Source organism: Streptomyces paromomycinus (assembly GCF_003865155.1).
Lineage (GTDB): Bacteria > Actinomycetota > Actinomycetes > Streptomycetales > Streptomycetaceae > Streptomyces > Streptomyces chrestomyceticus.
In genome coordinates, this window is record NZ_BHZD01000001.1 from 524,963 (window position 1) to 545,605 (window position 20,643).

The 20,643-nt window shown below is 73.1% G+C and carries 19 protein-coding genes; 13 read left to right on the top strand and 6 right to left on the bottom strand.

Annotated elements, in window-relative coordinates; all coding sequences use genetic code 11:
• Window positions 1-133: 133 nt before the first annotated feature.
• Window positions 134-1,546, top strand: coding sequence for a cytochrome P450 (locus tag OEIGOIKO_RS02060; RefSeq protein WP_246177133.1), 1,413 nt, complete (start codon window positions 134-136; stop codon window positions 1,544-1,546).
• Window positions 1,547-1,634: 88 nt separating this feature from the next.
• Here the strand turns inward: OEIGOIKO_RS02060 and OEIGOIKO_RS02065 are convergent, their stop codons facing one another.
• Window positions 1,635-3,062 carry a cytochrome P450 family protein gene (locus tag OEIGOIKO_RS02065; RefSeq protein WP_125051265.1) on the bottom strand — a complete coding sequence of 476 codons (1,428 nt, stop codon included), beginning with the start codon at window positions 3,060-3,062 and terminating at the stop codon, window positions 1,635-1,637.
• Window positions 3,063-3,582: 520 nt separating this feature from the next.
• On the opposite strand from OEIGOIKO_RS02065, the gene OEIGOIKO_RS41345 reads away from it, so the two are divergent.
• A complete protein-coding gene (locus OEIGOIKO_RS41345) occupies window positions 3,583-3,924 on the top strand; it encodes a hypothetical protein (protein WP_170251497.1) in 342 nt (113 codons plus the stop codon).
• 98 nt (window positions 3,925-4,022) lie between these two features.
• Here OEIGOIKO_RS41345 and OEIGOIKO_RS02075 read toward each other — a convergent pair whose 3' ends face one another.
• Window positions 4,023-4,538: a MarR family winged helix-turn-helix transcriptional regulator gene (locus OEIGOIKO_RS02075; protein WP_125051269.1), complete on the bottom strand. Its 516-nt coding sequence runs from the start codon at window positions 4,536-4,538 to the stop codon at window positions 4,023-4,025.
• A gap of 104 nt (window positions 4,539-4,642) precedes the next feature.
• Between OEIGOIKO_RS02075 and OEIGOIKO_RS02080 the strand changes: the two genes are divergently transcribed.
• Window positions 4,643-5,014 carry a VOC family protein gene (locus OEIGOIKO_RS02080; protein ID WP_125051271.1) on the top strand — a complete coding sequence of 124 codons (372 nt, stop codon included), beginning with the start codon at window positions 4,643-4,645 and terminating at the stop codon, window positions 5,012-5,014.
• Here the strand turns inward: OEIGOIKO_RS02080 and OEIGOIKO_RS02085 are convergent.
• Window positions 4,995-6,068: a helix-turn-helix transcriptional regulator gene (locus tag OEIGOIKO_RS02085; protein WP_125051273.1), complete on the bottom strand. Its 1,074-nt coding sequence runs from the start codon at window positions 6,066-6,068 to the stop codon at window positions 4,995-4,997. The two genes, OEIGOIKO_RS02080 and OEIGOIKO_RS02085, sit on opposite strands and share 20 nt — an antisense overlap.
• 62 nt (window positions 6,069-6,130) lie before the next feature.
• On the opposite strand from OEIGOIKO_RS02085, the gene OEIGOIKO_RS02090 reads away from it, so the two are divergent.
• Complete coding sequence (locus tag OEIGOIKO_RS02090; protein WP_125051275.1) at window positions 6,131-7,678, top strand: MFS transporter; 1,548 nt, start codon at window positions 6,131-6,133, stop codon at window positions 7,676-7,678.
• A gap of 503 nt (window positions 7,679-8,181) precedes the next feature.
• A complete protein-coding gene (locus tag OEIGOIKO_RS41350) occupies window positions 8,182-8,322 on the top strand; it encodes a hypothetical protein (RefSeq protein WP_154806352.1) in 141 nt (46 codons plus the stop codon).
• Between the two features lie 17 nt (window positions 8,323-8,339).
• Here OEIGOIKO_RS41350 and OEIGOIKO_RS02095 read toward each other — a convergent pair whose 3' ends face one another.
• Together OEIGOIKO_RS02095 and OEIGOIKO_RS02100 are read right to left on the bottom strand one after the other, a co-directional pair.
• On the bottom strand, window positions 8,340-8,861 hold the full coding sequence (locus tag OEIGOIKO_RS02095) for a DUF1360 domain-containing protein (RefSeq protein ID WP_125051277.1): 522 nt from the start codon (window positions 8,859-8,861) through the stop codon (window positions 8,340-8,342).
• Window positions 8,862-9,134: 273 nt separating this feature from the next.
• Window positions 9,135-10,073 carry an SCO4651 family lipoprotein gene (locus OEIGOIKO_RS02100; RefSeq protein WP_125051279.1) on the bottom strand — a complete coding sequence of 313 codons (939 nt, stop codon included), beginning with the start codon at window positions 10,071-10,073 and terminating at the stop codon, window positions 9,135-9,137.
• A 387-nt stretch (window positions 10,074-10,460) separates the two neighbouring features.
• On the opposite strand from OEIGOIKO_RS02100, the gene OEIGOIKO_RS02105 reads away from it, so the two are divergent.
• From OEIGOIKO_RS02105 to dctA, 4 genes are all read left to right on the top strand, one after another.
• Entirely contained in the window at window positions 10,461-10,862 is a 402-nt protein-coding gene (locus OEIGOIKO_RS02105) for an STAS domain-containing protein (protein ID WP_125051281.1), read from the top strand.
• A gap of 64 nt (window positions 10,863-10,926) precedes the next feature.
• Window positions 10,927-11,811, top strand: a complete 885-nt coding sequence (locus OEIGOIKO_RS02110; protein ID WP_125051283.1) for a LysR family transcriptional regulator — start codon at window positions 10,927-10,929, stop codon at window positions 11,809-11,811.
• Between the two features lie 156 nt (window positions 11,812-11,967).
• Window positions 11,968-13,026: a tartrate dehydrogenase gene (locus OEIGOIKO_RS02115; protein ID WP_125051285.1), complete on the top strand. Its 1,059-nt coding sequence runs from the start codon at window positions 11,968-11,970 to the stop codon at window positions 13,024-13,026.
• A gap of 75 nt (window positions 13,027-13,101) precedes the next feature.
• Window positions 13,102-14,454 carry a C4-dicarboxylate transporter DctA gene (gene dctA, locus OEIGOIKO_RS02120; protein ID WP_125051287.1) on the top strand — a complete coding sequence of 451 codons (1,353 nt, stop codon included), beginning with the start codon at window positions 13,102-13,104 and terminating at the stop codon, window positions 14,452-14,454.
• On the opposite strand, the gene OEIGOIKO_RS02125 is transcribed toward dctA, so the two are convergent.
• The gene (locus OEIGOIKO_RS02125) at window positions 14,408-15,457 is read right to left on the bottom strand and encodes an SDR family NAD(P)-dependent oxidoreductase (RefSeq protein ID WP_125051289.1); all 1,050 of its coding nucleotides are present in this window, start codon (window positions 15,455-15,457) and stop codon (window positions 14,408-14,410) included. The genes dctA and OEIGOIKO_RS02125 overlap by 47 nt on opposite strands.
• 216 nt (window positions 15,458-15,673) lie before the next feature.
• Here OEIGOIKO_RS02125 and OEIGOIKO_RS02130 point away from each other — a divergent pair, with 216 nt between their 5' ends.
• The 4 genes from OEIGOIKO_RS02130 (at window position 15,674) to OEIGOIKO_RS02145 (ending at window position 20,570) form a co-directional block, all read left to right on the top strand.
• Window positions 15,674-16,480: an alpha/beta fold hydrolase gene (locus OEIGOIKO_RS02130; RefSeq protein ID WP_125051291.1), complete on the top strand. Its 807-nt coding sequence runs from the start codon at window positions 15,674-15,676 to the stop codon at window positions 16,478-16,480.
• A complete protein-coding gene (locus OEIGOIKO_RS02135; RefSeq protein WP_125051293.1) occupies window positions 16,477-17,799 on the top strand; it encodes a PP2C family protein-serine/threonine phosphatase in 1,323 nt (440 codons plus the stop codon). Before OEIGOIKO_RS02130 ends, OEIGOIKO_RS02135 begins: the two co-directional genes overlap by 4 nt.
• On the top strand, window positions 17,796-18,134 hold the full coding sequence (locus tag OEIGOIKO_RS02140; RefSeq protein ID WP_125051295.1) for an STAS domain-containing protein: 339 nt from the start codon (window positions 17,796-17,798) through the stop codon (window positions 18,132-18,134). The genes OEIGOIKO_RS02135 and OEIGOIKO_RS02140 overlap by 4 nt, the downstream gene beginning before the upstream one ends.
• Window positions 18,135-18,632: 498 nt before the next feature.
• Window positions 18,633-20,570, top strand: a complete 1,938-nt coding sequence (locus tag OEIGOIKO_RS02145) for a hypothetical protein (protein WP_246177135.1) — start codon at window positions 18,633-18,635, stop codon at window positions 20,568-20,570.
• The last annotated feature ends 73 nt before the right edge of the window (window positions 20,571-20,643 follow it).

The window sequence follows — 20,643 nt, forward strand, 5'->3', positions numbered from 1 at the left end:
TTTCCGGCCCGTTCCGTTCGGCCCGGAGCCGCTCCGGCCGCAGGGCGTGCGGACCGTGTACGGGCTGGGTACGGGAGCGCCACGCCCCGGCGATATGCTGCGCGTTGCCCCGCCGTTGCTTCTCGGAGGACCTGTGACCAGCCCCTTTCCCGGCTCCCCCAGCACCCCGTCCCTGCCGTCCCCGCCCGCGCAGTGCCCTGCTCACGCACAGGGAGCCGGCGGATTGCGGCGGCTGTACGGGCCCGAGGCAGAACGCGCACCGCACGAACTGTACGAGCGGCTCCGCCAGGAGCACGGGCCGGTGGCGCCCGTACTGCTGCCCGGCGAGATCAGGGCATGGCTCGTCCTGGGGCACCAGGAGAACCTGGAGGTCCTGCGCAACCCGCTGCTGTTCTCCGCCGACTCCCGCCGCTGGAACGTCCGCCTGGCGCCCGACTCGCCGCTGCTGCCCATCACCGCGTACCAGCCGGTCATCGCCTTCGCCGACGGCGACGAGCACGCCCGGCTGCGCAGCGCGGTCACCGACAGCCTGGCGCGCATCAACCGGCACGGGAACCGCCGCTACGTGGTGCGCTACACCGACCGCCTGCTCCACGCGTTCGCCGCGGCCGGCCAGGCCGACCTGGTGACCGACTTCGCGGAGAAGCTGCCGATCCTGGTGCTGAGCCGGCAGTTCGGCATACCCGAGCAGGACGCGCTGCCGCTGGGCGAGGCCGTCCGCGACCTGGTGCGGCCCACCGAGACCGCCGTGAAGAGCAACCAGATCGTCGTCGAGACGATGGAAGAGCTGATCCGGCGCAAGAAGGTCGCGCCCGGCGACGACCTCACCAGCTGGCTGCTGCGCCACGAGGCAGGCTTGTCCGACGACGAGGTGCTCCAGCACCTGCGGCACGCCCTGGTCGCCGCGAACGAGAACACCGCCAACCTGGTGGCGAACACGCTGCGGATGGTGCTCACCGACCGCCGCTTCCGCGGCAACCTGGCGGGCGGTCAGATGACCCTGCCGGACGCGCTGGACCAGGTGATGTGGGACCAGCCGCCGCTCTCGCTGATCCCGAACCGCTGGGCCACCGGCGACACGGTGCTCGGCGGGCAGCGGATCGACGGCGGCGACATGGTGCTGCTCGGTCTGTCCGCCGGCAACCGCGACCCCGCCGTACGCCCGGACCTGTCCACGCCCGTGCACGGCAACCGTTCGCACCTGGCCTTCGGCAAGGGCCCGCACGAGTGCCCCGGCATGGACATCGGACGGGCCATCGCCGACACCGCCATCGACACGCTGCTCGCACGGCTCCCCGACATTCAACTCTCGGTGCCGGAGACCGAGTTGTCGGTCACCACCTCGATGGTGTCCAGCCGCCTGAACACCCTGCCCGTGCACTTCACCCCGCAGCGGCCCAAGCAGGGCGCGCCCGCGGGTGCCCAGCCGCAGCCCCGCGTCGAGTCCCGGAGCACGTCCGCCACGTCCGCCACGGCTGCCGCGGCGGACCCAGCGGCCGCGGCTCCCGGCCGCGGGTCGTGGCGGAAGCGGGTTCTTCCGCGGTAGGCGGGCGGCGACGACAGATCGGTGACCGGGGGCTGTGACCGCGCACGGGCGGAGTCACAGCCCCCGGTCACAGCCCCTGGACGTACCGTCAGCCGCGCGGGCGTCCGGCGTTCAGACGGACCGGCAGGGCGCGGACGCCCTGGACGGAGATGGACGCCAGCCGCTCCGGGGTTCCGGCGGCTTCCAGGTCCGGGTAGCGGGTGAAGAGCGCCGCCAGCGCGATCCTCGCCTCCAGGCGCGCCAGTCGCGCCCCGAGGCAGTAGTGCGCGCCGTGACCGAACGCGAGGTGGTCACGGCGCGTGGGGCGGGCCGGGTCGAAGACGTCGGGTTCCGTATGGCGGCCCGGGTCCCGGCCCGCGGCGAACAGGCCGGCGAGGACGGGTTCGCCCCGGGCCACCCGGACACCGGCTATGTCGACGTCTTCGACGGCGTAACGCATCAGCGCGTGGCGTACCGGCGAGGAGAACCGCAGCGTCTCGTCGACCAGCGCGGTCCAGATGCCGTCGTCCGGGTCCGCGATGTCGGTGTCCATGCCGGTGTCCATGTCGTCGGCCTTGACGCCCGTGTCGTCGGCCTTGACGCCCGTGTCGTCGGCCTCGGCGTCCGTGTCCGCGCTTCCGTCGTCGGCACCCGCATCGGTACGGACGCCACGGCCGCCGCCGTGAGCGTACGGACACGTACCCCCTCCACTCCCCCCACGGGCCGCTTCGCGTACGTGCGCCAGCTTCTCCGGATGCTCCAGCAGCGCGTGCACCGCGCTGCTGATGAGGTTGAGCGTGGTCTCGTGTCCGGCGATGAGGATCAGGAAGAGCGTCTCGACCAGTTCCTCCTCGCTGAGCCGGTCACCGTCGTCACGTGCCTGGATCAGGGCGCTGGTCAGGTCGTCGCCCGGCGCCGCCCGCTTGGTGGCGATCAGCGCGGTCAGCGACCGGTGGATCTCCGCCTGGGCGACGCGGATGTCCTCCGCTCCGTCCTCCTGCGGGGTGACCAGGCGCTCGAAGGCGTCGCGCAGCCCGGACACCGCGGTGTCCGGCACGCCCAGCACCTCGCAGATGACCCGCACCGGAAGCCGGTAGGCGAAGCGGTCGCGCAGATCGACCGGCTCGCGCGGGTCCGCCGCCGCGAGGTCGTCGAGCAGTTGCCCGGCGATCTCCGTGATCCGGCCTTCGAGGGCCGCGATGGGCGCCCGGGTGAACGCGCTGCTCGCCAGTTTCCGCAGCCGCCGGTGATCGTCACCGCCGGCGTGCAGCATGCCGGCGCCGCGGATGACGGCGATCAGTTCCCAGTGGTCGGGGACGCGGCCGGAGGCCAGGTCCGGCCAGTACGCGGCGTCCTTGGTCAGATCCGGGTGACCGAGGACCAGCTGGGCGGTGGTGTGGTCCACCGCCGCCCAGGCCGCCACGTCACCCGGAAGTCTCACCGGCACCAGGCCCCCTTCCGTATGGAGCTGTCTCGCCTCCTGCGCCGGATCGGCCTGCGGGACCAACGGGAACAGCGAACGGTGCGTCAGCGACACGACAACTCCAGGAACAACCAGCATTACGGACACATACGACGAGAGCTCACATCACGAGCCCCGCCCCACAATCTGCCCCTACCTTCACCTGTATGAATCCACCGCGCCAGGTGCTGTCGCCCACACCTCTCCGCGAACAACCGGGCCATCCGGACCTCCGGCCCCGCCCACAAGGTGGCCGGTGCGCCAGGCCGGGCGGCCGAAGACGGGAGTCGACTGGCCGGAGTACGGCCGTCCCGTGCGGCCCACGGGCATTCTGATGCTCCGGCACGGGCGGTATTCCGCCAGAAAACCCGTCCCTCCGGCGACGCTGCCGACCCAGCGGCCCCCCGCCCCTCACCGGCGCCCCTCCCGCCCGAGGCGACGACGGGATGTGCCGTGCACCGGCGGATGGCCGCATTCTTGGCCTGCGCACCGAGCGAACCGGTCGGCGTCATTCGCCCTGCGGATTCCGGTTCCCGCAGGGCTATCTTGGCTGGCGGCCCGGGGAGCGGCCCCGAGCCGGAGCGAGGGGGAAGACATGGCCAACGCGGACTTCCGGGCCAGGACGTCGATCCGCCGGAACCAGGCCTGGACATCCGGTGACGGCAACACCCTTCTGCGCCTGCAGGAAGACGGCAACTTCGTCGTCTACCGCCAGGGCAAGGCGGCCTGGCAGGCGGACAACGTGTACCCGAACGGCGACACGGCGGCCTTCGAATTGAACGGCGACCTCGTCGTCTACGACTCCAACGGCCGGCAGATCTGGCACTCCGACACCAGCGGCAACCCCGGAGCCCTGTTCTCCGTGCAGGACGACGGCAACGTCGTCATCTACAACGCCGACGGCCGCCCGATCTGGCAGACCAACACCGCGGGCTGACGCCGCGCACCTGCACGGCGAGCCGACACGGCGCACCGAGCCCCTGCCGATGTTCCGCGACACCGCGGCGGCAGGGGCTCGCTGCGTGGCGGCCGCGGTCAGTCGCCGAGGGCCTCCGTCATGCGGTCGAGGTCGGCGAGGAGGGCGGTCAGGCGCTGCTGCGGGACGGCGGCGACCATCCGCCGTTCGATGGCGTAGACGGCGTCACGGGCCAGTTCGAGACGGTCGCGTCCGGCGTCGGTCAGATGGGCGGGCAGGGCGCGCCCGTGGTCCGTGGTGCGTGGCCGGGAGACCAGCTCCGCGTCCTGCAGGCCGCGCAGTACGACGTTCATGGACTGCCGGGTGACGAACGTGCCGCGCGCGAGTTCGGCGTTGGACAGGCCGGGCTGGTGGTCGAGCAGTTCGAGGCAGGAGTACTGCGGCACCGTCAGGCCGTACTCGCGCAGGGCCTTGTCCATGGCTCCGCGCAGGGCGGCGGCGGAGCGTTTGAGGCGGTATCCCACGTGCTCGGTGATGTCCTGGGCGGGGTGCGGCGGCTGCACGGGCGCGCGGCCCTCCGCGGCCGTCCGCTCCTGCGCGGGCTTCCGGTGTTCTGCGGGCTTCCGGTCTTCCATGTCAGGAGTTTGACACAGCTTCCCGCCGTCCGTACATTCCTCGATGTCAAAGTCCTGACTTAACCGGTCCCGGCATGCCGGACACCACGGAATGGGGAAGCCCTATGACCGCCACCCTCCTCGGCCCCGACTTCGTCGCTCTGCAGGTACGCGACGTCGAAGCGGCGGCCGCCTTCTGCGAGCAGCACCTCGGCCTGCGCCGGGCCCCCGCGTCGCCCCCCGGCGCGGTGGTGTTCGCCACCGAGCCCGTCGCCTTCGCCGTCCGCGAGCCGCTGCCGGGCGTGGACCTCGACGAGGCCGACCGGCCCGGCCTCGGGGTGGCCCTGTGGTTCCGCACCACGGACGCCCAGGAGCTCCACGACCAGCTCGTCGCCGCCGGGGTGAGCATCCTCAGCCCGCCGCGGACCACTCCGTTCGGCCTGGCCTTCACCTTCGCCGGCCCCGAGGGGTACGCCGTCACGGCGCACGGAAACTGACCGGCGACGCCGGGCTCCCCGGGGCCTCCCCACCGGTGGGCCGTCCGGCCTGGTGGCCCGCCGCCGCCTTCGCGTAGCGGTGGGCCAGTTCCTCGCACGCCGCGGCCAGTTCCGGCGGGCCGATCACTTCGATGTCGCAGGCGAAGGTCCCGATCAGGGCCGCCAGCCCCGGCCACGACCAGGCGCCGAGGCCGAGCCGGCAGCGGCCCGGCCCGGCTTCCTCGACCACGGCACCGCCGGGCGCCCAGCGGGCGACGACCGCGGCGGGGGCGTCGAGGATCACCTCGCCGTGGCAGGCCCACTGGTCGGGCGCGTCACCGCGGTCGAGCTGCCCGACGACGAACGCCGTCACGTCGGAGCCGGGCAGGTCCCGCGGCGCGAAGCGGAGCCCGGTGGGCGCGTGCGGGGCGATCCGGTCGACCCGGAAGGTACGCCAGTGGGACCGCTCCACGTCCCATGCGACGAGGTACCACCGGCCCGACCACATCACGAGGTGATGCGGCTCCACCCGGAACGGCCGCCCCGGTTCCCTGTCCGCAGCCCCCGCCGTACGGCCGGGCCCGCCGCTGCTCGCGTGGTCGAAGGTCAGCACCTCGCGGTGGCGGACGGCGGTGCCCACGGCGAGCAGCACCCGGGAGTCGACCGGGGGCGCCGCGAGGTCCCAGGCGTTGTCGATCGACGTCACCCGCACCGCGTCGACCCGTTGCCGCAGCCGCTGCGGCATGACCTGGCGGACGGTGGCGAGTGCGCGGGCGGCCGCTTCGCCGAGACCGGCCACCGTGGAGGGGGCGGTCTGCAGCGCGACGGCGACCGCGATGGCCTGCTCGTCGTCGAACAGCAGGGGCGGGATCTTCGCGCCCGCGTCCAGCCGGTAGGCGCCTCCCGGCCCTTTGCTGACGCGTACGGGATAGCCCAGTTCCCGCAGCCGGCCGATGTCCCGGCGCACCGTGCGCGGGCTCACCTCCAGGCGTTCCGCCAGTACCGGACCCGGCCAGTCGCGCCGGGACTGGAAGAGGGAGAGCAGGCGGAGAAGACGCGCCGATGTTTCTGCCATGGCCCCAACGTGCCAGGAATAGCGGCCGTCAGGTGGCCGGTACCCCTGTGACGCTGGCCTGCATGACCACTTCTTCCCACCCGGGCGGCGGCGCGGCGGCCGCCGCCCCGGCAGATCAGACGGCACCCGAGCCGGAGCCGGGCTCGCAGTTCGCCGCCGCCTCCGGCCCTTCCGCGGTGATCGCCCTCGTCGTGGTGCTCGTCGCCTCGTTCATGGAACTTCTGGACGCGACGATCGTCACGGTCGCCGCCCCGGCGATCGCCGACGGGCTCGGGGCCGGTGCGGCCGCCCTCCAGTGGACGGTCGCCGGGTACACCCTCGCGCTCGGCGCCGGGCTGATCACCGGCGGGCGCGTCGGCGACCAGTTCGGACGGCGGCGCGTCTTCCTGACCGGGCTGGCGGCGTTCGCGGTGGCCTCGGCGGCCTGCGCGCTCGCGCCGGACCCAGCGGTCCTCGTCGCCACCCGTGTCGGCCAGGGGCTGGCGGGCGGCCTGATGGTGCCCCAGGTCTTCGGCATCATCCGGTCGTCCTTCGCGCCGGCCGCCCGGGCGAAGGCGTTCGGCGCGTACGGTGCGGTGCTCGGGCTCGCCTCGGTGGCGGGTCCGCTGCTCGGCGGTCTGCTCGTCGACGCGGACGTGTTCGGCCTGGGCTGGCGGACGATCTTCTGGGTGAACGTTCCGGTCGCGGCTGTCGGACTCGTACTCGGCGTGCGGTTCCTGCCCGAGTCGGACGGGGCCGGGCGGGCCCGGCTGGACCTGCCCGGCGCGGCGCTCGCGGCGGCGGCCGCGGTGTGCGTCCTCCTGCCTCTGGTCCAGGGGCACGACCAAGGCTGGCCCTGGTGGGGCTTCGTCCTCCTGGCCCTGTCGGTACCGGCCACGGCCCTGTTCCTCAGGAGGGAACGCCGCCTGGTCGCGCGCGGCGGACAGCCGGTCCTCGATCCGGGACTGTTGCGGGTACGGGCCTTCAGCAGCGGGCTGGCCGCCTCCGCGCTGTTCTTCGGCGCCATCGGATCGTTCTTCCTGCTGCTGTCGCTCTACCTCCAGTACGGCACCGGACGCTCGGCCCTGGAAGCCGGGCTGGTGATCCTCCCGTACGCGGCCGGCTCGATCCTCACGTCGGGAGCCGGTGTGCAACTGGCTGCCCGCGCCGGACGTCTGCTGCTCGTCACCGGTTCGCTCGTCCTCGCCGTCTCGCAGCTCCTCCTGCTGCTCGTCGTACGCGACGGGGCCGCCCCTTCGTACTGGCAGCTGGCGTTGCCGCTGTTCATCGGCGGACTCGGGCTGGGGCTCACCTCGCCCTCGCTGGTCGACGTCGTCCTCACGGGGGTGCCCGCGCGGGACGCCGGCGCTGCCGGCGGAGTGCTCACCACCGTCGGCCAGATCGGGAACGCGATCGGTGTGGCCGCCTTGGGCGTGGGATTCTTCACCGCACTGGACACGGCCTCAGCGGCGGGGGCTCCCCCGCTCACGGCCTACGGAGAAGCGTTCTCCTCCGTCCTGCCGTGGCAGATCGCGTGCTACGTCGTGGCGGCGGCACTGATGCTGCTGCTCCCCAAGCACACGGACGCTTCAGGAGGCGGCCCGGCGACAGCGAGCGATACGGGGAGTTGAGAGGGCCGCGGGTGGCGTGCGGCTTCGCCGGGCAGTGACGTGCTGCGGGCGGGGCGACGTGCCGCGGATGGAGTAGTGCTCCGTCGGTGGCCCAGCGCTCCCTGAGGGAGTGCTGCTGCGCGGCGGAGTGGTGGGCCGGGTTCCGGGCGGGTGAGCCGTCCGGGGCCCGGCCGTGCGGCGGCCTCTGGGGCGGCTGATCAGTGGCGGGGTGCGCCGTGGATGATTTCTGCGCCCCCTGATGACGCCCCGTGCTCCGGTATGCGCTTCGTGCGCCGGTGCCGCGCGTCCGTGGCCTCGACGTAACCGTTCCTAGGGGGTTTTGTGATGTTTTTGTAGGCGCACTCTGTGCTTGGGGGAGTCATGGACTTCGGGGGCCGGGGGGAGGGCATCATGTGTGACAGCCAGTACGGCGCCCAGGTCATCCACGGGCCCGACGGCAGATCGTCATGCAACTGCGGAGCAGCCGGATGACAGAGAACCATGGTGTCCCGACGGAGGAAAGTGTGAGCGCCGGCGAACCGCTGCCGGTGTACTTCACCTCCGCCACCTGCCCGGAGTGCCAGAGCGCGAACGACGGCCTCAACGGCCGTTTCGCCTGCGGCGCTTGCGGCACCACCTATGCATTGGAGCCGCCGACACTCTGACTCCCGGGCGGTGCCTCTCACCCCTCGGCCCGCTCCTGTGTGACGCTCCAGGCGTACTGCAGCCAGTCCGAGACCGTGACGGCAGTCAGTCCGCAGGCGGCCAGCCGGGTGGCCCGCGGGGCGACGGCGTAACCGCACACCAGCGAGGTGCCGACCCAGGTGGCGAGGCAGAAGGGGCAGGCGAGCAGTTCGCCGGTGGCCAGGCGGAGCCCGTGGCCCCGGGGCTCGTCCATGACTTCACTGGCGTCACCGCTTCCCGTACGCCGGGTGAACGGCGCCCGCACCAGGCTGGTGATCTTGTCCCTGGCCAGCAGCCGCGACACCTTGTACGTCGCCGTACCCAGGAGCAGCACGTCCCACGGGGGCACCCGGGCGGGCAGGGGACGTCCGGACCTCCGGAAGCCCAGCGCGAACAGGGCCGTGGCCGTCAGATAGGTCCCGGCCAGCACGGCGTAACCCCGCAGGGGCACCTCCTCCGCTTCCGGTTCCGGTTCCGGGCCGCCGGGCCCGCCTTCTTCCGGGAACGGGCTGACTGCCATGCTGCCTCCTCCGACGACGCCGAGGCTGGACCGGTACCCCCGGAACCGCCCGGTGCACGCCGACGGGACCGAGATGCGACCGAACGTGTCACCGATCCCTTCGGCTCAGCCGAGGCCGCCCGGCCGCCCGGCCGCACGTCTGCCCGGCCGCACGTCCGCGCATCCGCCCGGCGCGCATCGGGCCACCGGGCCCACGGCAGCCGGAACGTGGCGCCCCCGGAGGCCGGCACACGGCACTCCTGGAAGCGGCCCGCGTCCCGGCCCGGCCACGCGTCAGGCGGCGCCGGCGCCCCCCTTCGCCTGGGCCGCGATGTCCTTGAGCATCTGTATCAGGTCGGCCGTCTCGCCGGCGGGCGGCGCCTTCACCGACGCCGTGATGCCGTAGTCGGAGTAGGTCGAGGTGATACGCATCGTGCCCTGCGGCGTCTTGATCTGCGAGTCCATCTTCACCGGGTACTGGTCACCGTCGACCCAGACGTCGTAGTCGTACCCCTTGATGCCGGTCTTCTCCATGTTCGCGACCAGCTTCTCGCGCTCGGCGGGCGTGAGGAGCTCCACGGTCTTCCGGCCCTTGATCGCCTCCTGGACCGTCAGCGAGCCCCGGTAGTGCCGCACCTTCCGGCCGTCCACCTCGGCAGGCCCGAGGTCCTTGATGTCCCGGGAGTTGAGCAGCACGGCGAGCTGCTGGGACGGGTCCTGCTGCATGTCCTGCAAGCCTGCGGCCATCTGCTGGACGGCCTTGCCGCCGGCCTCCGCCGCGGCCGCCTTCAGGTCGATCTTGGCCCACTTCTTGTCACCGTACTCGTCGGCCGGCGCGCCCATACCGGTACGCAGGTCCGTGTAGAAGGCGTCGTCGGCCCAGATCACGTGATTCTTCCCGGCGTCGCCGGCCGCCGCGCCGGGCTTGCCGTCGGTCACCGTCACGTCCATGGCCAGCGGATGCCATCCCATGACGCCGACCACCCGCTTCTCGCCGCCGCCCTTCAGCGACGCGGGCACCGTCATGGTCATCGAGACCTTGGCGGTCTTCGCCGCCGCCGTCTTCTTGTACGCCGCCGTGAGCGCCTGCACCGACGTGCTCTGCCCCGCGCTCTGCTCGGCGCCCCGGTCCGCCTTGGTCTTGTCCCCGCCGTCCTGGCAGCCCGTCAGGCTCGCCGCCACGGCCACGGCCGCCAGCGTCGCTCCCACGCGCCGCGCGATGTGCTTGTGCACGTCCCACCCCTGTTGCTCCACCCGTGGCGGTGCTGCGTAAACGCCACCTGGGCCGGTTCCGTTACTTACGCGACGCACAGTAATGCATGGGTCTGACATTCCGGTTCGACCAGGGCAGACCCCCGCCTCTCCGGCCCCCGGCATCCGGGCACTCCCGCACGGCTCGGGTCAGGGGCGCGGACCTCCCGGCGGATCGGCCGCCCGCCACGGACGAGAACGTTGCATCTTCGCCATCTCCGCCCGCCGGAGGGCGCGTACAAACGTGCGACCGCGCCATGGGAACTGATTTTCGCGTACGTCGGCGGAGGCGTAACACACGCGTCGTCGGAGAACCCGGACCTTCGCGCAGCGCGCTTCCCGAACCGCTCCGACGAAAGGTGGCCGGCCATGACCTCGCCTGCCGCGGGTTCCCGTTACCACTTGCTCACCCTCACCGGCCATCCCCCGACGGCCGCCGCGCGCCTGGTCAGGGCTGTCCGGTCCGGGGCGACGACCCCGACGGTCCTGGTGGACGTGACCGCGGCCGGTGACCTGGACGTGCAGGCGCTGGGGGCGCTGGCCCGCCTGTCGATGCTGCTGCGTTCGACCGGGGGCGGAGTGGTGCTGGTCGGCGCCAGCCCCGTGGCGCGCCAGTTGACCGCCCGTACCGGCACCGCCTGGCTGCTGCCCGCCCACCGCGACGTCGAGGCCGCGGTCGCCGCCCTGCCCGCCTCCGGGCGGCCGTGGACGGTCACCGAACTGGCGCCGGGCTGCAACGGCGCCTTACCCCAGCCCGCGGAGGGCAACTGAGCGGCGCGGAAGGAGGGACAGGGGCCGTCCGGGGCCCGGTGGCCGTACGGGTGAGAATCGGCGGATGGACATCCGGCAGCTGGAGTACTTCCTCGCCATCGTCGACCAGGGCGGCTTCCACCGCGCCGCCACGGCTCTGTACGTCTCCCAGCCGTCGCTGTCGCAGTCGGTCCGGGCGCTGGAACGCGACCTGGGCAGCGACCTCTTCCACCGCGTCGGCCGGCGGGCGGTGCTCACGGAGGCAGGCCGGGCCCTGATCGAACCGGCCCGTGCGGCGGTACGCAGCCTGGCCACCGCGCGGGCCAGCGTCGCGGCGGTGCACGAACTGCGCACCGGCCCGGTGGACGTGGCCGCCATGCCGTCCCAGGCCGTGGAGCCGCTGACCACGATGATCCGCGCCTTCAGCGGCCGCCACCCGGGAGTGTCCGTGGTCATCAAGGCCGCCTTCACCTCCCGGGACGTGGTCGAGATGGTCCGCACCGGCACGGTCGAACTCGGACTGCTGGCCACCACGGGCCCGTTGCCGGACAAGGAGGTGGTGGCGCTGCCCGCCGGAGAGCAGCGCTTCGTGCTCGTGGTCGCCCCCGACGGGCCGTTCGCCGGGCGGCGCGAGGTGGCCTGCGAGGAACTGGCGGGGCAGCGGCTGATCGTCGGCCAGCGGGGCACCGGGATGCGCGCCTACGTGGACGGCCTGCGCGAACGCGGCGTCACGTACACCGTCGCCGCCGAGACCGAGCACCGGGTCGCCCTGCTCCCCCTGGTCCTGGCGGGGGTGGGGTCGGCGGTGGTGACGGAGGCATGGCGGGCCATGGCCGAACAGGCCGGTGCCCGGGTGCTGGACATCGCACCGCGGAGCACGCTGAACATCGGGCTGGTCAGCCGCCGTACGGGGCTGTCGCCGGCCGCACGGGCCTTTGTGACGACGGCGCTGCCCCGGGCCGGGCGCTGAGGCCAAGTGCTGAGGGCCGGGCGCTGAGGCCAAGTGCTGAGGGCCGGGCGCTGACGGGTCTCCCCCACCTCCACGCCCGCTGATAGCCCCCGCTGATCAGGCAGATCGGAACTGGGTCTTGGACCGCCGGCAGGCCCCGCTGCTGCAATCGGAGCCATGACGAACCACCGCATCGCCCTGATCCCCGGCGACGGCATCGGCACCGAGGTCCTGCCCCCGGCGCAGCAGGTGCTCGACACCGTCGGCCGCCGCCACGGCTTCACGTTCTCCTGCACCTCGTACGACGACTGGTCCTGCGAACGCTATCTGCGGGAGGGCGCGATGATGCCCGCGGACGGCCTCGACCAGCTGCGCGACAAGGACGCCGTCCTGCTCGGCGCGGTCGGCCGCCCGGACGTACCGGACCATGTCTCGCTGTGGGGACTGCTGATCCCCATCCGCCGCGGCTTCCGCCAGTACGTCAACCTGCGGCCGGTGCGCGTCTTCGAGGGCATCGACAGCCCGGTGCGGGGCGCGACGGCCGGAGAGGTGGACTTCGTCGTCGTACGGGAGAACGTCGAAGGCGAGTACAGCGAGATCGGCGGACGTCTGCACCGCGGGTTCCCCGAGGAGGCGGCCGTGCAGGAGTCGGTGTTCACCCGGGCCGGGGTGACGCGGGTGCTGGACTACGCCTTCGGGCTGGCGGCGAGCCGCGGGGGCAGGCTGACCTCGGCCACCAAGTCGAACGGCATCGTGCACACCCTGCCCTTCTGGGACGAGCTGGTGGCCGAACGCGGCGCCGCGCACCCCGGAGTGGTCTGGGACCAGGAGCACATCGACGCGCTGGCCGCCAAGTTCGTGCTGGAACCGGCCCGGTTCGACGTGGTGGTGGGCTCCAACCTCTTCGGCGACATCCTCAGTGACCTGGCGGCCGCCGTGGCCGGCTCCATCGGCATCGCACCGGCCGCCAACCTCAACCCGGAACGCGAGTTCCCCTCGATGTTCGAGCCGGTGCACGGTTCGGCACCCGACATCGCTGGGCGCGGCATCGCCAACCCCCTGGGGGCGATCTGGTCCGCCGCCCTGATGCTCGACCACCTCGGACACCCCGCGGCGGCCAGGGACGTCACCGACGCCATCGCGGCGGTCCTGGCCAAGACGGACGTCCGCACGCCCGACCTGGGCGGCACCGCCACGACGGCGGAGTTCACCGAGGCGCTCCTCGAACTTCTCTGACCTGCCCGCTCCTTCGCGAGCCGGTTCCTTCGCGAGCCGGTTCCTCCGCGACGAGGTGAGACGAGGTGATGCACCATGGCACCACCCGAGTCCGCCGGGCCGGCCGGGCCACCGGCCAAACCCTGGTACCGGCAGCTCTACTTCTGGGTGCTGACCGCCATCGTCACCGGCATCGCGACCGGCTGGCTGTGGCCGGCGGCCGGGGCGGCGCTGGGTCCGGTCGGCACCACGTTCGTGGCCGCGATCAAAATGCTCATCGCGCCGATCGTCTTTCTGACGATCGTGACCGGGATCGGCAGCGTCGACAGCCTCGGCCGGGTGGGCCGCGTCGGCCTGAAGTCGCTCGCCTACTTCCAGGCGGGCACGCTGCTGGCCCTCCTCCTGGGGCTGCTCGCCGTCAACGTCTTCCAGCCCGGCGTCGGCGTACATGCCGATCCCGGCGGCCTGCGGCTGGAGGGCGACGCCGCCCGGTACGCGGCACGCGGGTCGGACCAGAGCTGGTGGCACTTCCTCACCGACCTGGTGCCCAGCAGCGCGGCCGGTGCCTTCGCCGAGGGCAACGTCCTCCAGGTCATCTTCTTCTCGGTGCTCTTCGGGGTCGCCCTGAAGACCGTGGGCGCGGCCGGGCAGCCGATCGTCGACGGGGTGGCGCGGCTCGGTGTCGTGGTGTTCAAGATCCTGCACCACGTGATGCTGGCCGCCCCCCTCGGGGCGTTCGGCGCGATGGCGTACACCATCGGAACGTACGGCATCTCCACCCTCACCAGCCTCGGCCGGCTCATCGCCCTCTTCTACGGCACGTCACTGGTGTTCGTCGTCGTGGTCCTGGGCGGTGTCACCGCGCTGCTGAGGATCAGCTTCTTCCGGTTGCTGCACCACTTGCGCGAGGAATTCCTGCTGGTCCTGGGCACCTCGTCCTCCGAGAGCGCCCTCCCCCGGCTCATGGCGAAGCTGGAAGGGCTCGGCATCCGCCGCGACATCGTCGGCCTGACCGTGCCCACCGGCTACTCCTTCAACCTCGACGGCAGCTCGATCTACCTCTCGCTGGCCGCCGTCTACATCGCCCAGGCCACCGACACACCGCTCGGTCTCGGCCAGCAGCTCGGTCTGCTCGCCGTCATGCTGCTGACCTCGAAGGGCTCCGGCGGTGTCACGGGCGCGGGTTTCATCGCCCTGGCCGCCACCCTCTCGACCGTGGGCACCGTACCGGCCGCCGGCATCATGCTGATCTTCGGTATCGACAAGTTCATGTCCGAGTGCCGCGCCCTGACCAACCTCGCCGGCAACAGCGTCGCCACCCTCGTCGTCGCCCGCTGGGAGCGCGTCCTCGACAGTGCGCGGGTCAACGAGATCCTGCGTGCCGAGCGGACCGCCCGGCCGCTCACCCGAAGCCCGGACCCGGCTCCGCGCCGATCAGCGCACAGCTGACGTCCCACAGCCGCTCCGCGACGGCGGTGTCCTTCAGGTGGTCCCACACCGGCTCCCTACGGGGCTCCCCGCGCAGTCCGAAAACCCTCGGGCCCCACAGTGACCCGCCGGTCGCCGACGGGTCGAGCACGGCCCGTACGACAGGCCAGGCACCGGCGTCCTTGCCCTGGACGAGGAGACCGGCGGGCAGCCCGCGCAACCGCTCGCCGGAGGTCCGTACGTGCACCGGCGGACGCGACGGCGTCAGGGAGTCCAGCGCGCCGCCGGGGTGGGCCACCAGGCTGCGTACGGGGCTGCCGGCCGCGCGCAGGCGGCGGTCGAGGGTGAGACCGAAGTACATCTGCGCCAGCTTCGACCGGCCGTAGGTCCGCTTCGGGCGGTAGTCGTCCCCGGCGGACTCCAGGTCGGCCAGGTCGAGCCGCTCCGTCTTCGCCGCGAAGCTGCCGACGGTCACGACGCGGGCGGCCGGCGCGGCGGCGAGCAGGGGAGCGAGCCACCGGGTCAGGGCGACGTGGCCGAGGTGGTTGGTCCCGAACATCAGCTCATGACCGTCCTCGGTCACGCGCCGGGGCGGGTCGTCGAGCGCCACCCCGGCGTTGTGGACCACCGCGTCGAGGTGCCCGAGGGCGAGCGCGCCGGCCACGGCTTCGAGGGACGGCAGGTCGGCCAGGTCCAGCGGGACGTGGCGGACGCGGGCGCCGGGGACGCGGGCGCGGATGCAGGCCTCGGCGGCCGCCGCCTTCGAGCTGCTCCGGCTGCCGAGGACGACGGTGGCCCCGGTTCCGGCGAGCTGTTCCGCGACGAAGTAGCCGATGCCCGCGTTGCCGCCGGTGACCAGGAAGGTCTTGCCCTCGGCCGACGGCAGCCGGTGCACGTCCCACGGCGGGGACGGCGACCGGCGCGGGGGCCGGGGCTTGGCGGCGGACCGGCCGGGAGACGGGGCGGAGGGACGGGAGGGACGCTGGGCAGAGGGCTGGGCAGAGGGCTGGGCGCGGTCAGACATCGTGACTCCTCGACAGCGTGCGGCGGGCCGTTGTGGCGGCGGGTGCCCCGGCCGTCCGCTGCGGCGCCGGGCCATCCCGTACGCCAAGATCGCGGCGGCCTCCGACATGTCACCGACACACCGCCGACACGGCTCCCGCACGGCTCCCGCACGGGTCCGGCGCTCCGCCGCCGGGCGCGCTCCGGGCCGCTCGCGGGGAATGCGAGGATGGGCCGTATGGACATCCTGCGCAGGAACAACGTCACCGTCACCGGTAACCCTGACGGGCCGGTGGTAGTGCTGGCGCACGGTTTCGGCTGTGACCAGAACATGTGGCGCCTGACCGTGCCTGCCCTGACCGATGCCTACCGGGTGGTGCTGTTCGACTACGTCGGCTGCGGCCGCTCCGACCTGTCGGCGTTCCAGGAGGACCGTTACGCCTCCCTCGGCGGCTACGCCCAGGACGTGGTGGAGGTGGCCGAGGCCCTCGACCTGCGCGACGCCACCTTCGTCGGGCACTCGGTCAGTGCCATGACCGGTGTGCTCGCCGCCCGGCGGGCCCCGGAGCGCATCGGCTCGCTGGTGATGGTCGCGCCGTCCCCGCGCTACATCGACGACGAGGGCTACCGCGGCGGCTTCACCGCCGAGGACATCGACGAGCTGCTGGCCTCGCTGGACTCCAACTATCTGGGCTGGTCGGCCGCCATGGCTCCGGTGATCATGGGCAATGCGGACCGCCCCGAGCTGGGCGACGAGCTGACCAACAGCTTCTGCGCGACCGACCCCGACATGGCCCGGGTCTTCGCCCGTACCACCTTCCTGTCCGACTCCCGCGACGACCTGAAGACGGTCGAGGTGCCCACCCTGGTGCTGGAGTGCACCCAGGACGTGATCGCCCCGCGCGAGGTCGGCGCGTACGTGCACGCCCAGGTCCCCGGCTCGACGCTGGTCACCCTGGACGCCACCGGCCACTGCCCGCACCTGTCCGCGCCCGAGGCCACCAACGAAGCGATCACCGGCTTCCTCACGGGGCTGCGGTCATGAGCCGCGCCGGACAGGAGGGCCCCGACCCGTACGGTGCGGGCGGCGACAGCACCACGGACGCCGCGTTCGCGGCGCTGCTGGAGGACAGCGCCGAGGAGCTCTACGACTCCGCCCCGTGCGGCTACGTCTCGACGCTCATGGACGGCACCATCGCGAAGATCAACGCGACGCTGCTGGACTGGCTCGGCCTGGCCCGTGAGGCGGTGGTCGGGCGGATGCGGTTCACCGACCTGCTCACCGTGGGCGGCAAGCTCTACCACGAGACGCACTTCGCGCCGCTGCTGCGCATGCAGGGCGATATCAGCGGCATCGCGCTGGAGGTCAAGCGCGCCGACGGTTCCCGGATACCGGTCCTGGTCTCCTCGACCGTCAAGTACGGCAGCGAGGGCGAGCCGCTGCTGATCCGTACCACCCTCTTCGACGCGCGGGACCGCCGCGCGTACGAGGAGGAGCTGCTGCGGCGGCAGCAGGAGGCGGAGAAGGCCCGCAAGCAGGCGGAGGCGGACCGCGCGCGGCTGCAGGAGGCGCTGGCCGCCCTCCAGCAGAGCCTGCTGCCCACCGTGCTGCCCGACATACCCGGCCTGGAAGTGGCCACGTACTACCACACCGCCTCCCCCGACCGGCTCGGCGGCGACTTCTACGACCTGTTCGCCCTGGACGGCAAGCGCTGGGCGTTCTTCCTCGGGGACGTGAGCGGCAAGGGGCCCAAGGCCGCCGCCCTGACATCACTGACCCGCTACACCCTGCGCGCCGCCGCCCTGCACGATCCGGACCCGGTGGTCACTCTGGCCACCTTGAACACGGTCCTGCACGAGCGCTACAGCGGCGGCGACCCGCGCTACTGCACCGCCATATTCGGCGTGCTGGAGCCCGACCCGGACACCGGGGAGACGGCCGTACGGATCGCCTCGGGCGGCCATCCTCCGGCACTGGTCCTGCGCGCCGACGGCACGTGCGACTTCCTGCCCACCCCCGGCGGGCTGCTCGTCGGCATCCTGCCCGACCCGCGGTTCACCACCGCCGCCACCACCCTGGCGCCGGGCGACAGCCTGCTGCTCTACACCGACGGCATCACCGAGGCCCGTACAGGCCCCGACCGCGCTCTCTACGGGGACGACGCCCTGCGCGCGTTCGCCGCCGGGCACAGCGGGGCGCCACCGCACACCGTGATCCAGGCGTTGACCGGACTGCTGGACAGCTTCGGTGACGGTCTGGACGACGACACCGCCCTACTCGCCCTCGGCGTTCCGGCCGGCGCCTGCCCTGACGCCTCCGCCCCTGCCCCTGCCCCTGCCCCTACGACCCCACCCCAGAGATGAGCTCACTGAAGATAACCCCCCGAGACGCCGCGACCGGTCCTGTACTGGAAATCGCCGGGGACCTCGACTACGACCATGCCGACGAGCTCCGCTCCGTCGTCTCCGGCCTCACGCTGGAGCCGGGCCAGCGCCTGGTGCTCGACCTGCGGGCGATGGAGTTCTGCGACTCCAGCGGCATCACCGCCCTGCTGGCGGCCCGTCACCACGCGATCGCCGCCGAGGCGGACGTCGCGCTGGCCGCCGTGCCCGCCAACACGCTGCGGATCCTGCGCTATGTCGGCCTCGATCAGGTCTTCACCTGCCACCCCGACAGCGAGGTGGCGACCGCCCTTTGACGGAAGGGCGCCGGGCCTGCCCGGTACCTGACCCTTCCTGGTACCTGACGGGCGTTCACCGCGGTGTGCGGGGCCGACGAGCCGGGCGCGGGGCGCTGGACCGGGCGCGGGGCGCTGGCGCAGGGCCGGACGGAGCCGCCCATGACCGAGCCCCCGCCGTCGCCGGTGCCGTTGCCCCGGCGTGTCTTCCCGGCGGCCCCAACCCGACCCTGACCACGCAGGCCCTCACGCCCCGCACCGCCGAGCGCGTCTCCGGGCAGGCGTTCGGGCAGGTCTTCGGCGAGCCCCCTGGGCCCGTACCGGCTCCCCACGGAATCGACCGGCGTACGCGTCTGCCGACGTCTCGCCGAACTGGGCCGGCAACCGTCGGACCTGCGCGGTGACCCCATCGGCGTTCACTCGTTTGAAGGAGGTAGGTGCCCTGCTGCCGTCAGCCTTCGGGAGGCGCTCCGCCCCATGGTCACGTCGCAGCGCCGCTCTCCGGACGGCCGTGAACGGATGACGCTCCACGAAGCCGAGGCCGGCCTCGTCGAGCACTACACCGCTCTGGTCCGTCTCGCCTACCTCACGCTTCCCCCGTCGCTCAGCAGACACCGCAGAGTGCTGACGGCCCACGGCCTGGTGCAGCGCGCGCTGCCCGGCTTCCGGCTCCGGAAGAGCGCCCCGCGGGTCCCGGCCCAGCGCCCGGGGCCGACGCGGCTCGGACCCGAGCGGCTCGGGCCGGCGTGGGTGCGGGAGCGGGTGCTGCGCGCGGCGCTGGCGTACGAGCGTCGTCCACGCTGGTGGCCGAAGGGCCTGCCGCCGCCGCGTGCGTTGCGGCCCATGCTGCCGGTGGTGTGGGGGCTGCGGCTGTTCCCGCGCGCGGGCGGACGGGAGGAGATCGCCCTGGGGCAGGCACTGTCCGGGCTGTCCGCCGACGTCCGCGCGGCCTTCGTGCTCTCCCGGGCGGACGAGCTGCCCGACGTCCAGGTCCGGGCGCTGCTCGAAGCCGCCGGCGCCGGCCGTCCGGACCGGTCCCTGCGGGTTGCGCGGCAGCTCGACGCCCCGGCCGTCGCCGCCGCCCAGACGCTCCTGCGATCCGCGGAGTTCAACGCGTGCTCCGTGCAGACCCGGCCCACCGACCTGCTGCGCCGCAGGCAGCGGTACCGTCTCGCCGGGGCCGTGGCCGCGGTGGTGGCGGTCGGCGCCCTGGTCCTGACCGCGACCGGCTCGGCACCGGACCAGCGGCTCGCACGCCCGGCCGTCGGCCAGGTCACCGCCGCGGGCCTGGTACGGGTTCCCCGCACGGAGTGGGCCGACACCTCCAGGGTCGACTTCACCGCCTGGCCGCCCCGAGGCGGACGGGCCGGAGACCGTGACCTGCTCGACCGCGCCCTCACGACCTGGTCCCGGCCGCCGCGCGACACCCGCATCACCCGTACACCCGGCACGTTCACGGGCCCTCCCCCGTACGGTACGCAGCTGTTGTACGCGGGAGAGGTGGACGGCGACGCCGTGGTGCTGCTCCACGACGGCCTGCGTACCGTCCGCTACAGCGAGCCCCTCTCCCCCGGCGGCCACGCCACCCTCGACTTCGCCCGTACGGACAGCAGCGACGTGACGACGGCCGCCGCACTCGTCGTCAGCCGGACGTACGGCGCGGCCCGCTACCTGACCGCTCCGTGGATCGCCGCTTCAGCAACACGCGACCTGCTGCGGCCCGATGTGCCCGCACGACCGGTGCGGATCTCGGCCGAAGGCATCACCGAACCGCTGCGCGGTCCCGCCGCAACCAGCCCCGACGCATCCGGCCCGTGCGCCTCCTGGCCCGCGCTCCAACTGCGCTCCTCGGCCCGCATCGTCGAGCAGCACACCTTCCTCGTCACCGATCTGGGCGGCCACGTGCCGGCCCACCTGACCTACACTCCCCTGCCTGGCGGCGGCACCCCGACCCGACAGCCCCGCGAGGCCACCGGCACGGCCGCACTGACGAGCTGGGCACGCACGGCCTGCCACCTGGCCGGGCTGCCCGAGGACGTACGCGCCGTCAACGTATGGGACTTCGCCGGACACCCCCTTCCCGAGGGAGCCGGCCAGGCTGTGTGGTCCTGCGTCCGGGCCGACACCTGGCGCGGGCCGGGCGAGGTGAGCGTACGGTTCACCGCGCCCGGGGCGGCGCCACGGGTGGTGGCCCGAGAGCGGTCGACCGCAGCGTGCAGCCGCTTCGGTCAGCACGTCGTCGCGAGCACAGGCTGGCGCGCGCAGTCCGGACACACCTACCTGCTGGCCGCGGGCAGCCGGGCGGTCACCGGCATCGAGGCGACGGGGGCGGTGCGGGCCTCGGCGGCGGGGCGGACCCTCGCCGTACGGGCCCCCGCGAACGCACGGGCGCAGGTCAGCGCACGCCTGACCGGGGGCGGGACGCTGGCCGAGGTCGGGCACTCCGCGGAGGACTGACGGGGCGTTGCGGGGCGGGGGCGGCGCTGCCGGTAGGGCCGCCGGAGACGGCGGCGGTGCCCCGCTCCGCCCG